We start from the raw sequence: 13686 nt of genomic DNA on the forward strand, positions 1-13686 counted from the left end.
CCCGCAAGCCGGCGACGCCAAAACCGCCATACTGAACCCATAGGACAGGGACAAAATTGCAGGAAGCCATGCCTGTTCCGGCTCTGTGGGACGGGATATATCGAGGTTCTTTTCATGATCACACCCATTGCCGATACGGATCGCCCGCTGGTCCTCATTGTCGACGACGACGAGGACGTACGGAACTCACTTCAGGAACTGATGCTATCGGTAGGCCTCGACGCCGGCGGTTTCGCCTCACCGCGCGAGCTGCTGGAACGGGAGCTTCCGGACCGGCCCGGCTGTCTGGTGCTGGATGTCCGTATGCCGGGGTCGAGCGGCCTCGACCTGCAGCAACAACTTGCCTCAAAGGGCAACGCAAAGCCGATTATTTTTCTCACCGGCCATGGTGATATTCCCATGACGGTTCAGGCGATGAAGGCCGGAGCGGTCGATTTTCTGACAAAGCCTTTCCGGGATCAGAGCCTGCTCGACGCGGTGGCAACCGGCATCGAGCGGGATGTCGCGCAACGGGCTGAAGCCCGGACCGTCAAGCAGCACGTCGAGCGGTTTATGACGCTGACGCCGCGTGAGCGTCAGGTACTGCACGAAGTCGCGCATGGCCGGCTCAACAAGCAGATCGCCTTCGATCTCGGCATCAGCGAGATCACCGTGAAGCTTCACCGCGGCAATGTGATGCGCAAGATGCAGCTTGCCTCCGTCGGACAACTGATCCGCGCCTGGGAAGCGCTGCCCGGCGATAGTCGCGACCGGTCTCTGGCCTAGACCTTGGTATGGTTCCAATGCAGAGGGGATTCGGCGAGACCTGGATAGAGCGGCGCGCTGTCCCCCTTATGAGGATAGGGCCGCAGCAACAGCGAAGGTCATGGATTTGTTCGAAGCGCCCGTTATTGCGATCGTTGAAGACGACGAGGCCATGCGTGAGGCCCTTTCCGATCTCTTTCAGGTCCTTGGCCTGCCGTGCCATACTTTCGAGCGGGCCGAAACCTTTCTGGCGGCCCATGAATCCGGCGTGTTTGACTGTCTCATCACCGATGTGCGGCTGCCCGGCATCAGTGGACTGGACCTGCTGCAGCGCCTCAAGACAATGGGTTCGACCATGCCGGTAATCGTCGTTACGTCGCACACCGACCCGAACATCCGGTCGCGCGCCATTGCCATTGGAGCGCATGCTTATCTCACAAAGCCACTGGCCTCCGACGCCCTCCTTCAGCATTTGAAATCAGCGGTACGCTACGACTTTTCGCCCGGTGACGGGTATGGAGGAAACGCTGATGACTGACATGGCATGGCGGCGTGGCTGCGTTGACAATATCGATCTTTCCGCAAACACCGAAGCGAATGAGCTGGCCGACCTCGCATCGGACAGCGTGATCGTCTTCGACCTCACGGGCAATATCCGATACTGGAATCCTGCATCCGAAACGCTCTATGGCTGGCCGGCCATCGGCGCGGTCGGACGCAGCATTGGAGATATGTCCGCGAATACGGCGGTTCATATCACGCAATGGCAGTCGCTCATGCAGGAGGGGGCCTGGGAGGGCCATGTCGACCGGCGCACGTTATGGGGTGGCCGCATTACCGCATCCGTCAGGCAGACGGTGAGATGCAGTGCAGACGGCCGTCCGCGCGACGTAGTCGAATATGGGCGATGTGCCGGCAAAGAACCTCCTCTGTCTTCAGCGTTGGATATCGATGTGCACCGCTTGGCAACCGCCAGCTGGGAATTCGACATATCGGGTGTTCGTCCGCTCATCGAGCAAATAGCGGACCTGTTCAGCCGGGGAGCGATGGCCGAACTGGCACAGCAGCCAGATTGGACGGATGAACTCCTGGAGGGTGCGCGCATTGTCGATGTCAACGAGCGGGCCGCGCATCTCGTGGGCGCGCATGTGGGGCGCGCCGGCATGATCGGCCAATCCGCCAGCGCCTTTTGGCCGCGCGTCGGCCGTGACGTGCTTGCCGAACTCATCGTGGCCGTGGCGACGGACCACTCACGTGGTATCCCCCGAATGCGCAAGCTTGCTTGCGATGGAGTGCTTCGCGATCCGGTCGTTACCGCGTGGCGATCAGAGGAGGGCGGGCGACCTGACATAGTGTTCGTGGCGGTCAATGGCGCGACGGACGATGATCGTTCGTTCTGGTATCTGCGCGCCAGCGAAGAGCGCTATCGCAAGCTGATCCACCATCTGCCGACCGCCCTGCTGCAGGTCGATGCAAGCCGCATGGCGCCAGTGTTCGAGAAACTCAAGAACACCGGCGTAAGCGATCTCAACGCCTATCTGGACCAGCATCCGGAACTGGTCGAGTTCATGAAAAATGTGGTGCGCATCACCGAGGCCAACCAAAGGGCAGTTGCGCTGTTCGGCGGAACCGCACCGGCTGATTTCATCACGCCCGTCGCCTTCCTGTTCGAGGCCTCTCCTCAGACGCCTCGAAGGATCATGCTCGCGCGTTTCGAGGGAAAACGTAATTACACGGAAATCATGAAGGTTCGGACCTTCGACGGCCGGTTGCTCGACGTGCAGCTTTCGGTAACTTTTCCGGCGCCGCCGGAACGGCTTGATGTGACGCTCTTTAGCCTGGAAGATATCACCGAACGGCTTCGGACGGAGCGGCAGCTTCGTCAGGTAGAGACCGACTTTACCCATGCAGCGCGGGTATCGATGCTCGGCGAGTTCGCCACGTCCATCGCCCATGAGATCAACCAGCCGCTCTCGGCCATCGTCACCAACGGCGAGACCAGCCTGCGATGGCTGTCGCGCGATAATCCCAACAGAGCCAAGGTCGAGCAGCTCACGACACGCATCGTATCCAGTGCGCGCCACGCGAGCGATATCGTGCAACGCATCCGGGGAATGGCGGCGAAGCATGAGCCGGCGCGGGTTTCGCTCGATCTGAACGATGTCATCGAGGAGGCGCTCCTTTTCGTTCGCCACGACATCGAGGCCAAGTCGATTCACCTCTCAGTGAGGCTCGCCTCTAATCTTCCCGTGATCCTGGCGGACCGGGTCCAGTTGCAGCAGGTGATCGTCAATCTGCTCGTCAACAGTATTCAGGCTATCGCACAGGGGTGCAGACCGGTACGCAAGATCGATCTCGCCACGCGTGTGGATGGAGAGGGGGCCGTCGTGTTCTCGATTCATGACAGCGGGCCGGGCATCCCTGACGAGAACCTCGACAATATCTTCGACAGCTTCTTCACCACCAAAGAGACGGGCATGGGGATCGGCCTGGCGGTCTGCCAATCGATCATATTGGCGCATGGCGGGAGCATCGGCGCGTCGAACTGTTCCGATGGCGGCGCGCAGTTCCGGTTTTCGTTGCCGGTTCCGCCTAAGGCGGATTGAGCCGACTTCAGCTTGGGGTGTCATATTCCGTCCTCCCCGACCTTGCGGGCCCGCGACGCGCGCATTTTCGCATATCGGGAAAGCCCGATCTTGATGGTGATCAGCACCGGTGCGGCGATGACAAACAGCAGGGCGACCGCGTTGAACGCCGTGTCGAAGGCGATCACCGTGGCCTGACCTGTGACGGCACGGCCCAAGAGGCTCGTGGCTGCCCGACTGGCGTCCGCGGCGTCCATTCCCCTTGCCATCAGCATGGCTGCCGTCGTTGTCAGACGCTGGCTGACTTCAGGAAGGCCTGCGGTGATGTTTGCGCCGAGCACCGCGACATTGGCGGCGATGTTATGGTCGATCAGCGTCTGGAGCCCGGCGACGCCCATAAGACCGCCAAGCTGGCGACCCGTGTTGAAAAGGCCTATGCCTGAGGCAAGATTACGGCTGTCGAGGTTGCTGAACGCGATCAGGGTGATCGACAGAAACAGGAAGCCGAGGCCCAGGCCGCGCAACAGGATGGCTGCCATCATGTCGTCCGCGCCGCTTTGGCTGGTTGATCCGGAGAGCATCCACATCGCAACCATGATCATCAGAATTCCGAACGGCACCGTGGCGATCGGGGGAATGCGACGGGTCTGCATGAGAAATGCGGCAAGGAGCAGCGCACCGATGAAAAGCGCGCCACTCGGCAACAGGAGCTGACCGGCGTCGGTAGGCGTGAACGCGAGGACGGACACGGCAAACGACGGAATCAGATACGCGCTCCCAAACAATGCGGCGCCGGCGACGAAACTGACGACAAAGGCGAAGGAAAAGTCCTCCGATCCGAACAGGGTAAAGTCGAGCAGGCCCTGGCCCTTGCCGATCAGTTGGCCGCCGAGAAATGTCAGCAGAGCGGCTGAGCCGATCACCGTCAGCCATAGGATGCGCGGTTCCTCGAACCAGTCCCATCGGCTGCCCTGGCTGAACACATAGGTGAAGCAGAAAAGCGTGACGCAAATCAGCGGGAAGCCGATCCAGTCGAACGGAGTGCGCGTGGTCATGACGGGCGTCGGGCTGTCCGCTATCAAAAGCAACCCGGCAGCCGTCAGGGCAATCGGAACGACGCTGAAGAATATCCATGTCCAGGACTGGTTGTCGAGCAGCCACCCCTGAAGGGCCGGGGCGATCGTCGCGGGCGCGACAACCGCACCCATTGCGAACAGGGCTTGAAGGATCGGCTGGCGGGAGCGCGGAAGGCTAAGAAAAATAATCGTCTGGCCCCCGACAAGCAGGATGCCGCCGGAGAAGCCCTGCATGATGCGGAGCGCGACCAGCAGGTCCAGCCGGGCGGTGATGGCGGCAATGCCGCAGGCCGTGCCCATGACGAGAGTTGCGCCAACGATCAGGCTGCGCGGATTGATCCTGGTCATCAGCCAGGGAGCGGTCATGAACCCGATCAGCTTCAACGCGGTATATCCGATGTCCAGCCAGGCAAACTGATCGGGCGTCGCATAAGTATCGCCGATGATATCGCCGCGGCCGAGCGACAGGACGGTGCTGGCGATCGCTTCCGTCAACGTAGCGAGCACGATGCCCGCGACCAGAAGAGTTTCCGCCGCCGACGTGTCGCGGCTCGGCGTAGTGGTGAGGGCCGTCGTGGTCATGAGCCGCTTCCCTGAACCACTTCGACACGCGCGGACAGGCCGGGCACGAGGCGCCCGGATAATGGGCCGGGCGATGGATTGCCGGCAAACCGGATCTTCACGGGAACGCGCTGAACGACGCGGACGAAATTCCCCGTCGCATTGTCGGCGGGGAGCAAGCTGAAGGCCGACCCGCTGCCGGGTGCAAAGCTGTCGACCACGCCTTTGAACGTCTCGTTCGGATAGCCGTCGATGGTGATACGGACAGGCTGGCCGGCCCGGATATATTCGATCTGGGTTTCCTTGAAGTTCGCGACGATCCATAAGTCGTCGAGCGGAACAAGATCGAGCAGAGGGGTTCCCGGCGCAACAAGCCGGCCGACGCGGACCTGGCGGTTGCCGACAACGCCGCCGACCGGCGCGCGCACCACGGTGCTGTCGAGATTGATTTGAGCGAGCTCGCGTGCGGCCTGCGCCTGTGCGACCGCGGCGACGGCAGCTTCGCGCTGGGCCGCAAGAACGGCGATGCGTTGCTGCTGTGCTTGCACCGTTGCCGATGCCGCTGCTACACCGGCCTTGGCTCTCGACAGCGTGGTATCACTTTGATCGACCTGCGCACGGCTCACCGCGTTGGTGCGAATGAGTTCGCGGCTGCGGTCGGATGCCAGTTTTGCGAGGTTTAATTCGGCCACGGCCGAAAGTTTCTGGGCCTCGGCCTGTTGAATGACGGCCTGCTGAAGTTGGGTTTCGGCATCGACATTGTTGAGGCGAGCCTGGGCGGCTTCGACATTGGCCACGGCTTCCGCGAGCCGCGCGCGATAGTCCCGATCATCGATGCGGAACAGGATGTCACCCGCGCGGACGGTCTGGTTGTCCGCAACGTCCACCGCCGTGACGTAGCCTCCAACCTTCGGGGCGAGCGAGGTGACATTGCCACGGACATAAGCATTGTCGGTCGAAGTCTCACCGTTTGAGCGAGCCCAGGCCCATCCCGCAGCCAGCACCACCAAGGCGCCGACGCACAGCGCCAAGCCGGTGATCTTCTTCTTGTTGAATTGCGCCACTGCGCCCTCCGGTAATGGATATTACTTGTTGCTCGAAGGCGTATGCGCGGTGCGACTGGCCAGAAGCTGGATGGTGGCGATCGCCGCGACGCAAAGCCCAATCAGGATATGCGTCCACATCGGCGACTGGGCCGATCCGAAGCCGAGCAGGAACGGCGCGACGACTGCCCAGCATCCCAAGGTCAAATTAGACCGTTCGGCCCAAGTCCCGTAGCGATAGAGCGCCATGATGGAGCAGCCCACGATCAGCGCGCCGACGATGCCTGCATTCAAGGCTGCTACAGGCGGCCCGGCGAACCCGGTTGCAGCGCAAGCCAGACAAGCGCCTAGAATGAGATTGGTCCACTCCAACCCCTTGCTTGGTACATTATCTCTCATCTTCATCACCTTTTTCAGCTCGCTTGCCGCGCCCACATATCTCATCAGGGTGCGGGTGGCCGCTGCGATGACAATGAAGCAGTCCGGGGCGCCAGCCTATTCTACGCAAGGGTCTGTCGAGTAATACCAAGGTCTAGGGCGGCTAGGCATGGTGGTGGGAAGGTATCAAAGCGCTGGAGTTCACGGCGCGCCGATAGAGAGGCAATATTTCATCTACCTGCCCTCACATTCGCAACACCAGCTATGCAGACTTTGATATATGAATCTTTTTATCAAGTTTATGACAATTTCTTGCTAGCGCAATAGAGGAGACGGCGGGGCTTGCGGAGCAATCTCTCCCATCCAGGCGGCAGAACCCGTGGCATGGGGACTACGCGGGTCGGAATTCTCGCCATGAATGCTGAAATAGGCGATTGATATGCAAATTTATGTGCATATATTGTGCGAATAAGAACAGGAGGCTTTGATGGTCCAGGCTCAAATAGCGCAGCGCCACGCGGTTGTTTCCGGCTTTGTCGATAGCCTTCAGGAACCGCGCACACCTTACATCTCGCCCCAGCGCCTGTCGAAGGCCTTGGGTGTAAATGTAACGAACCTGGCGGAACTGACCGGCGTCCATCGCAATACCTTGCGCAATCCGTCGTCCGAGCGGCTTCAGGGCCGGATGCGCGAGATGGTAAAGGTCATCTCGGCAGCGACCGAGCTAACCGGTGACCTCGACAAGACGATCTATTGGTATCGAAACGAGCCGATTGCCGACTATGGGCATCGCACCGCAGCCGAGCTGGTTGCGGAAGGTCACGTCGAAGCCGTGCTGGCCTATATCCGCGATCTGGAGAATGGGGCGCGCGGGTGAAGACTGTCCGGATTGGCCCTGACGAAATATTCCATCGCTACCTGACACCGAAATGGGCATTCCTGCCGACCAGCAGAGCAGGGGCAGCGATCGATGGCAAACTTGTCAAACGGCAGATGTATGGCCGCGGGAAATTCGATCTGCTCGAAGCCGCATCACTGGCGCAACCTGAAACATCGCCAAAAGTTCGTCAGAGCCAGTTTTGCGCGCCGGTTTACAGGAATCTCTGAGCTGTTGTTTCCGCGCCATGTTTTTAAATATGAAGCTGCCCTTTGAAAGCTCGTTCGCAGACAGCCGCTGCTGCGAGGACGCGCTGATCGGCGCCGCGAGGTCCGATAATCTGCAAGCCGATGGGCAGATTGTCCGCAGAAAAGCCGCAGGGGATCGAGCAGGCGGGCTGCTGGCTCAGATTAAGCGGAAAGCTGAAGCCGGCCCATTCGGTCCACCGCTTTAGATTTGAGCCAGGCGGAACCTCCATCCCGATGGCGAAGGCCGTGATGGCGGTCGCCGGCGAGATGAGGAGATCGAAGGATTCGAAAAGACGTTCCATTGCCGCGCCAAACTCGGCGCGGCGAACGCTCGCGGCAACGTAGTCGGCGGCTGAGATATGACTTCCAATCTCTGCAATCTCTAACAGTCCCGGATCCATCCCGCTCCGCTGCGTGGCGGTGAGGGTACGCAAGCGGGTTGCCGCGCCAGCAAACCACAAGGTGTGAAACAGATCGAGCAGTCCGCCCAGGGGCAGCTCCACCGCTTCGACACGGGCGCCGAGCAATTCGATCGTCGCCGCGGCTTTCTGCACTTGAGCGGCGACTTGGGGCGAAACGCGACCGGCCGGCGGCGTGGTCCATAGTCCAATGCGGCGGCCATTCAGGCTCGGTTGAGCCTCCATCCTCGCGGGCTTGAAGGCGACCGGGCTCTGATGCCAATCGCGCAAGTCCCGACCGGACAAAATGTCGAGCATGGCGATAGCATCTTCGACGCGTCTGGCCATTGGCCCGATATGGGAGACGGTGCCAAAGGCGCTTGGTGGAAAGGCCGGGACGCGCCCGAAGGTAGGTTTGTGGCCAACGATGCCCGTGAATGATGCTGGAATGCGGATCGAGCCGCCACCGTCGCTGCCCAGATGCAACACCCCCGCACCCGTAGCCGCCGCCACCGCGGCGCCGCCCGACGATCCGCCCGGCGTCAGGTCCGGGTTCCAGGGATTGCGCGTCTTACCGAACAATGGCCCGTCGGTTACCGCCTTCCAGCCGAACTCCGGCGTGGTGGTCTGCCCGATAAGAACCGCTCCGGCCCGGCGCAGAAGCTGGACCGACGGGGCATCGAGCGGCTGTGGCGAGGCATCGGTCGTGCGGCTGCCTAGACGGGACGGCCAGCCCTCGGTCGTCACGATGTCCTTGATCGTGGTCGGAACACCATCGAGTGGTCCAGCCGGGTTGCCGGCCCGCCATCGCGCCTCTGACGCCTTGGCCGCGGACAGCGCCCCGTCATGATCGATCAGGGTGAAGGCATTGAGAGCGGTGTTTACCGCGGCTGCCCTGTCTAAAGCCGCCAGGGTTACCGCAACAGGCGACAGGATCGCATCCCTGTAGGCATTCACCAATTGTTCGGCACTGAGGTCACACAGCTCTGGCACATCGACCAATGAAGCTGCTTCGGGCACCTTCAGCGGCGCCTCACCGTGCGAACCAATTTGATGCATAAGCCTCTGTCGCCTCAGTACCTTCGATATGCGATTTCATTTGATCGCTGTTCGAAAGACTACCGACATTCCCCGCATCGCATAGTTCATTTTCTGGAGTTTATTGTTCTATTTCATAATTTGAGATGGCTCTATACCTGCCCGCGCTGGAGTCTCATAGGCTGTCTCATAGGCTGATGGCAGTCCGTGCGCATCGAAAAATTCCCGCACGACCTGGATGAAGAAGCGCGCGTATTCCGGCTTTTGCGCCCCATAAGCATCCGCGACCACAAGAGTTGGTTGCGGCAGATCGTCGATCAACGGGCGGCGCACCACACCGCCGGCATCTTCCTCTGTTGCCAATAGCGGGCGCATGTTCAGAACCGAAACACCGAAACCGGCTGCAACTGCCCGGCTCATGGTCGGATAGGAGCGGGTGCGGAAGCCGACCCTGGGACAAATCGCCACCGTATCGAACAATGCCAGGAGATAAGTCACGGTGTGCGGCAGGTCGAGCAGCACCAGCGGGCGCTCCGCAATATCGCTGAGCGATAAAGCATCCCGTGCCTCCAACTCATCGCCGCACGCAATCATGACGTGCGGCGGAACCCGGCAGATTGGCGTGATATTGCCGTTGAAGCTTGGACCGATATCATAGGCAACCACGAAATCGACCGTTTTAGAGACAAGCCAGCGGTGCAATTGTGTCTGATCGCCCTCAAAGAGGGCAACATCGACCGTGCCCACGCGATTGGTGTAGGCCCGGATCAAGTCCGGCATGAAAAGAGAGCCGAACGGCTCGAAACAACCGATCTTGATCTCGGCAGCATTTTTGCCGCTGAGTGATGAAATCGACTTTGCGAACTCGGCTTCGGCGGCGAGCAACCCTTGAGCCGCACTGACAAAGCGGTCACCGGCAGGCGTCGTGGTAACGCCGCGCGATGGCCGCCGTTCGAACAACCGCGCGTCCATATCTCCTTCCGCAAGATTGATGGCGGCGATGATCGAAGACTGAGAAACATTGAGAGCCTCGGCGGCGGCAAGAATACTTCCAAGTCTCGCAACTTCGCTAATATATTTGACCTGCCGCATGGAAAGTTTCATCAGTCATTCCTGCCTTTCAGGAAAAGGCGCAATCTGGAAATATAACAGGAAATGCATAATTCACCAACATAAAATGTATTATGAAGCTGGCACGTTCGCGATGTAAACATTCGCGACAAGGTTCGAATGATTGGGAACATTCGTGCGAGCAATCCGCGTGCCATTCGGCATAAGTGCGACACATCGTGCTTTTGCGCGGCGTAGCGAGGAGTTGTTCGCGGAGCTTGAGCAATGGGCGGGACCGATGCCGGCCAGAAAGCTTCCGGTGATGTGGGTTGTCAGCTCCTCGCAGCACGCGGACTTCAGCAGGCAGTTGACCAGCGGCATGACCCGTATCGCGACAAGAGATGAGGTTGAGTCACTTCGCGGCGGAACTCTCGAACTGGTTCTGGGCACGGATGATACGGTGCTGGTCGATGATGCCGCCTGGTGCGGCGGCATTGTCCCCCGCCTGCTTCTCGCTTCGCCGGGCCGCTCGCGCGGTGGAAGACTGGTTGGAGCGCGCCGCCGATTATTGCGACACTCCGGACGGAGCCTATTGGTGGCAGAAGAGCTTTGCTCTGTTGGCTTATCCGCTGATGCCGCGCCTTGGTGAAAGCCTATGGCAGGAACTCGGCCATAACCATCAGCCGACGATGACGGCTTTCCTTGACCAGCCGTCGCCTCATCGGCGTGACGTCGAACGTGTCCATATCCAAATCTCCCGCTGGGAGATACTCGCGGCCATCGCAGCATAGAGGAGCACGATCTCATGATTTTTTCAGCCCAGACTGCCCCATCCTCTCATGCCGGCTCGCGCGCGATTGTCTATCTCGCTTGCTTGTGCATCGCGGCCGCTTATGGCCTGTTCTTTACTTTGCCGCTTTATGTCGAAGCGCTCGGTGGAAACGAGGCCATCGTCGGCAACATCTTGTTCGCCGGTGCTTTCGGTACGCTCCTGTGCGTCGGCTTCGCCAATCAGATCATGGACTTCTGGAAGCCGCATATTGTCGTTGCGGCCGGCGCGCTGTGCTATGCGCTCGGCGCCACGGTCTTTGCCTTCACCCACGAGATTTCGGCGTTGTTTTATCTAGCCGGCTTCCTGCTCGGCGCCGGGTGGGGGCTGGCCTTCACCATCGGTCCGATCATGCTATCGGGGTTGGTGACCGACGCCAACCGGGCGGTGCTGTTCAGTGTGCTGTCGGCGTTCAATATGCTCGGCATGGGCCTTGCTCCGGTCGCTGCGCATGGGCTGCTCGCGGCCGGGGTGCAGCATTGGGTTATCTTCGCAGGCGCAATGGTGCTGGCGATCGCGAGCGCCATACTCTTCTACATCGCGGGACGAAGCCTGTCCCATATCGCTGCACCGCAGAGCGAATCGCTGCCGGGCGGAGAAGCCGCGGCGTTGCATCGGATCATCCGCTCGCCGGCAAAATACCCGTTGATCATGGTGTTTCTCGGAGCCTGCGTTTTCAGCTCGATGGTCAATTTCCAGACAACGTTCGCAGCCTCCAAGGGATTGAACTATTCGATTTTCTACATCTCCTACACCGCTGCGGTCATCGGGGGACGTTTCCTCATTAGCGGGTTCGTCAACCGGAAAGAGCCGATGAAGACCACCATCGTCTTGCTGGTGTTGATGTGCCTGTCGCTGATCATGTTCGCCGTGATGCCTGCGGGCCCCGCATTCTATGCCGCGAGTTCCCTGTTGCTCGGTCTCAGCTACGGCCTGGTCTATCCGCTCATCCAGGCCCAGGCGGTCAACGCCTCCGACGAAAACTTGCGCTCCCGCACTCTGGTCTATTTCTCGCTGTTCTATTTCGTTGGCGTGTTCGGCTTTCCCCTGCTTGGGGGGCGGATTATCGTCGAAGGCGGATATCAAGCGCTGCTGTACGCCTTGCTGATCATGGGTGTTTTGGAACTTCTGGTGGCGGTGTGGCGCTATCTGGCGGCACAACGAGCCGCCGTCCCGTCGCGTAATTCCGCCTGAAGTTTACTGCCTGCTCTGTTGCGGGCAGTAAACAAACCGGGGGGAGAAAATGCATTATGGATACATCTACCCTGCCGTCCGGCGTTCAAATATCAGGAATGGAGAGGAGAGCGGTGTCATGTCAGGCGTCCAAGTAAAAACCGCCCAGATTTCCCTGCGGGGAGCCTCTCGGCAAAGGACTCGTTGGATGACGGTAACGCCTACGGCAGCCAAATCAGTGACTGCAATCGGCAAATTACCTAAGCTTGGCTGCTTCCGTCAAGATCATCACTTCCGCCTCCGATACTCTCCTTTTGGTAAGTATAAATCTTTTCAGTGCCTGCTTCAAAATGGAGAGTGCCACGCTTAGCCTGATGCTCATGGTCAGCGATCAGGCACTACCCATTCGCATCGATGACGTTCTCTAAGCGAACGCTTGTTGAGCGGATTTAATTATCAAACCACTCATTATATCGCCTAACCTGGGAGACAGACATGCCCACTCAAATCAGCGGTTTCGCTCCGCAAATTCTCAGCGTCCTGCGCATCTTTGCGGCAGGATCGTTTTTTACCCATGGCACGATGAAGCTTTTCGGCTGGCCGGCCCCTTTTGAATATCCTCTCAATCCGTTGCTATACACCGCCGGAATATTCGAAGTCGCCGGTGGGCTGCTGCTGATCTTAGGCCTGTTCACCCGCCCGGTCGCCTTTCTCCTCTCCGGATTGATGGCCTTCGCTTATTTCATCGCGCATGGTTCGGACGGCTTTTTCCCTGTGCTCAACCATGGTGAAGCAGCCATGCTTTATTGCTTTGTCTTCCTCTATTTCGCGGCTGCCGGTCCAGGCGTCTGGAGCCTGGATGCCTTGCGGGAACGCAAAGCCGGAGCGAACCTGACCGATACGGCGCAAGCGGTGTGACATTCAGGAAAAACCTTTCTAACCGTTGTGATCAGGCAAGTTGCGCTCCATACTCTCCGATCTGAAGTAGACCCTGAAAAGAGTTATATGCATCAAAAGGAGAGTGCGGATGCGCAAGCCGGAAGCGGACCCGGAAATAGAGGCGCGACGCTACGGACCGATCCCGGATAAGATCGATCCGGCCATCGAGGCTCTTGTCGACGACATCATCGGCAAGGTAGCCGACAAATGGACCATGCTGATCCTGGAAGCGTTGCATGAGAATGGCACGCTTCGGTACACGGAGTTGCGCAGGAAGGTCGAGGGAATCAGCCAGAAGATGCTGACGCAAACCGTGCGGCGCATGGAGGAGGATGGCCTCGTTCGCCGCACCGTGCACCCGATCATACCGCCCCATGTCGATTATACGCTGACACCGCTCGGCGACAGCCTCAGCAAAGCCTTCTGCGGCGTGTGGATATGGGCGGAAACCCACTACGACGAAATCCAGCAAGCGCGACAAGCCTTCGCCGCCGCCCGGTCGGGCGAAGTGCACAGTTGACCTCCTCAATTCCGGGGTTCGCTTGACACGGCTCGACGTGGTTGTACGCCGCAGCCCCGTCGGCGATGGTTTTGCCGAAAACAGATCTGAGTGCAGCGGTCGGACGGCAAGTGGAATGGAACTGCAGTTGAATAGGGGAGCGATGCTTGGCTAATCGATATTGCATTATCCCAAACTCTCGGCTAGGCAGGAAGCATCCGTAAGGACCCGGTGAAACTCCGGGTGGC

Annotated in this window: 14 protein-coding genes and 1 other annotated feature (1 of these 15 only partly in view); of the genes, 9 read left to right on the forward strand and 5 right to left on the reverse strand. The window is 59.7% G+C overall.

Annotation, left to right across the window (positions count from 1 at the left end):
* Positions 1 to 114 precede the first annotated feature (114 nt).
* From C7477_RS13580 to C7477_RS13590, 3 genes are all read left to right on the forward strand, one after another.
* Positions 115 to 765 carry a response regulator transcription factor gene (locus C7477_RS13580; protein WP_110753029.1) on the forward strand — a complete coding sequence of 217 codons (651 nt, stop codon included), beginning with the start codon at positions 115 to 117 and terminating at the stop codon, positions 763 to 765.
* Between the two features lie 100 nt (positions 766 to 865).
* Positions 866 to 1282 carry a response regulator transcription factor gene (locus C7477_RS13585; RefSeq protein WP_110753031.1) on the forward strand — a complete coding sequence of 139 codons (417 nt, stop codon included), beginning with the start codon at positions 866 to 868 and terminating at the stop codon, positions 1280 to 1282.
* Positions 1275 to 3350, forward strand: coding sequence for a PAS domain-containing sensor histidine kinase (locus C7477_RS13590; protein ID WP_210206151.1), 2076 nt, complete (start codon positions 1275 to 1277; stop codon positions 3348 to 3350). The genes C7477_RS13585 and C7477_RS13590 overlap by 8 nt, the downstream gene beginning before the upstream one ends.
* 20 nt (positions 3351 to 3370) lie before the next feature.
* Here C7477_RS13590 and C7477_RS13595 read toward each other — a convergent pair whose 3' ends face one another.
* The 3 genes from C7477_RS13595 to C7477_RS13605 are packed head-to-tail and all read right to left on the reverse strand — an operon-like array spanning position 3371 to position 6408.
* Positions 3371 to 4987 (reverse strand): MFS transporter, encoded by a 1617-nt coding sequence (locus tag C7477_RS13595; RefSeq protein ID WP_110753035.1) that lies wholly within the window; start codon positions 4985 to 4987, stop codon positions 3371 to 3373.
* A complete protein-coding gene (locus C7477_RS13600) occupies positions 4984 to 6030 on the reverse strand; it encodes an HlyD family secretion protein (RefSeq protein ID WP_110753037.1) in 1047 nt (348 codons plus the stop codon). The genes C7477_RS13595 and C7477_RS13600 overlap by 4 nt, the downstream gene beginning before the upstream one ends.
* Positions 6031 to 6051: 21 nt before the next feature.
* On the reverse strand, positions 6052 to 6408 hold the full coding sequence (locus C7477_RS13605) for an SPW repeat protein (RefSeq protein ID WP_110753161.1): 357 nt from the start codon (positions 6406 to 6408) through the stop codon (positions 6052 to 6054).
* A gap of 466 nt (positions 6409 to 6874) precedes the next feature.
* On the opposite strand from C7477_RS13605, the gene C7477_RS13610 reads away from it, so the two are divergent.
* Both C7477_RS13610 and C7477_RS19235 read left to right on the forward strand, forming a co-directional pair.
* Positions 6875 to 7264 carry a hypothetical protein gene (locus tag C7477_RS13610; protein ID WP_110753039.1) on the forward strand — a complete coding sequence of 130 codons (390 nt, stop codon included), beginning with the start codon at positions 6875 to 6877 and terminating at the stop codon, positions 7262 to 7264.
* Positions 7261 to 7494, forward strand: coding sequence for a hypothetical protein (locus C7477_RS19235; protein WP_245411842.1), 234 nt, complete (start codon positions 7261 to 7263; stop codon positions 7492 to 7494). Before C7477_RS13610 ends, C7477_RS19235 begins: the two co-directional genes overlap by 4 nt.
* A 23-nt stretch (positions 7495 to 7517) precedes the next feature.
* On the opposite strand, the gene C7477_RS13620 is transcribed toward C7477_RS19235, so the two are convergent.
* Positions 7518 to 8969 carry an amidase gene (locus C7477_RS13620; RefSeq protein ID WP_110753041.1) on the reverse strand — a complete coding sequence of 484 codons (1452 nt, stop codon included), beginning with the start codon at positions 8967 to 8969 and terminating at the stop codon, positions 7518 to 7520.
* A 108-nt stretch (positions 8970 to 9077) separates the two neighbouring features.
* A complete protein-coding gene (locus C7477_RS13625; RefSeq protein WP_110753043.1) occupies positions 9078 to 10052 on the reverse strand; it encodes a LysR family transcriptional regulator in 975 nt (324 codons plus the stop codon).
* A gap of 353 nt (positions 10053 to 10405) precedes the next feature.
* Here C7477_RS13625 and C7477_RS13630 point away from each other — a divergent pair, with 353 nt between their 5' ends.
* From C7477_RS13630 to C7477_RS13645, 4 genes are all read left to right on the forward strand, one after another.
* Entirely contained in the window at positions 10406 to 10789 is a 384-nt protein-coding gene (locus C7477_RS13630) for a hypothetical protein (protein WP_181418425.1), read from the forward strand.
* A gap of 14 nt (positions 10790 to 10803) precedes the next feature.
* A complete protein-coding gene (locus tag C7477_RS13635) occupies positions 10804 to 12021 on the forward strand; it encodes an MFS transporter (protein WP_110753047.1) in 1218 nt (405 codons plus the stop codon).
* 474 nt (positions 12022 to 12495) lie between these two features.
* Positions 12496 to 12918 carry a DoxX family protein gene (locus C7477_RS13640; RefSeq protein ID WP_110753049.1) on the forward strand — a complete coding sequence of 141 codons (423 nt, stop codon included), beginning with the start codon at positions 12496 to 12498 and terminating at the stop codon, positions 12916 to 12918.
* A gap of 109 nt (positions 12919 to 13027) precedes the next feature.
* A complete protein-coding gene (locus C7477_RS13645) occupies positions 13028 to 13459 on the forward strand; it encodes a winged helix-turn-helix transcriptional regulator (protein ID WP_110753051.1) in 432 nt (143 codons plus the stop codon).
* Positions 13460 to 13659: 200 nt separating this feature from the next.
* Positions 13660 to 13686 (forward strand) — a sequence feature (sul1 is cis-regulatory element that is thought to sense ions involved in sulfur or methionine metabolism; They are found in Alphaproteobacteria) (it continues 29 nt past the right edge of the window).

It is taken from the genome of Paramesorhizobium leguminum (genome assembly GCF_003217235.1).
In the GTDB taxonomy this organism is placed as follows: Bacteria; Pseudomonadota; Alphaproteobacteria; order Rhizobiales; family Rhizobiaceae; genus Paramesorhizobium; species Paramesorhizobium leguminum.

What these genes read in the sequence shown, in the direction of transcription:
- C7477_RS13580 (WP_110753029.1), top strand. Translation starts at nt 115, where the DNA reads ATGATCACACCCATTGCCGATACGGATCGCCCGCTGGTCCTCATTGTC.
- C7477_RS13585 (WP_110753031.1), top strand. Translation starts at nt 866, where the DNA reads ATGGATTTGTTCGAAGCGCCCGTTATTGCGATCGTTGAAGACGACGAG.
- C7477_RS13590 (WP_210206151.1), top strand. Translation starts at nt 1,275, where the DNA reads ATGACTGACATGGCATGGCGGCGTGGCTGCGTTGACAATATCGATCTT.
- C7477_RS13595 (WP_110753035.1), bottom strand. Translation starts at nt 4,987, where the DNA reads ATGACCACGACGGCCCTCACCACTACGCCGAGCCGCGACACGTCGGCG.
- C7477_RS13605 (WP_110753161.1), bottom strand. Translation starts at nt 6,408, where the DNA reads ATGAGAGATAATGTACCAAGCAAGGGGTTGGAGTGGACCAATCTCATT.
- C7477_RS13610 (WP_110753039.1), top strand. Translation starts at nt 6,875, where the DNA reads ATGGTCCAGGCTCAAATAGCGCAGCGCCACGCGGTTGTTTCCGGCTTT.
- C7477_RS13620 (WP_110753041.1), bottom strand. Translation starts at nt 8,969, where the DNA reads ATGCATCAAATTGGTTCGCACGGTGAGGCGCCGCTGAAGGTGCCCGAA.
- C7477_RS13625 (WP_110753043.1), bottom strand. Translation starts at nt 10,052, where the DNA reads ATGAAACTTTCCATGCGGCAGGTCAAATATATTAGCGAAGTTGCGAGA.
- C7477_RS13635 (WP_110753047.1), top strand. Translation starts at nt 10,804, where the DNA reads ATGATTTTTTCAGCCCAGACTGCCCCATCCTCTCATGCCGGCTCGCGC.
- C7477_RS13640 (WP_110753049.1), top strand. Translation starts at nt 12,496, where the DNA reads ATGCCCACTCAAATCAGCGGTTTCGCTCCGCAAATTCTCAGCGTCCTG.
- C7477_RS13645 (WP_110753051.1), top strand. Translation starts at nt 13,028, where the DNA reads ATGCGCAAGCCGGAAGCGGACCCGGAAATAGAGGCGCGACGCTACGGA.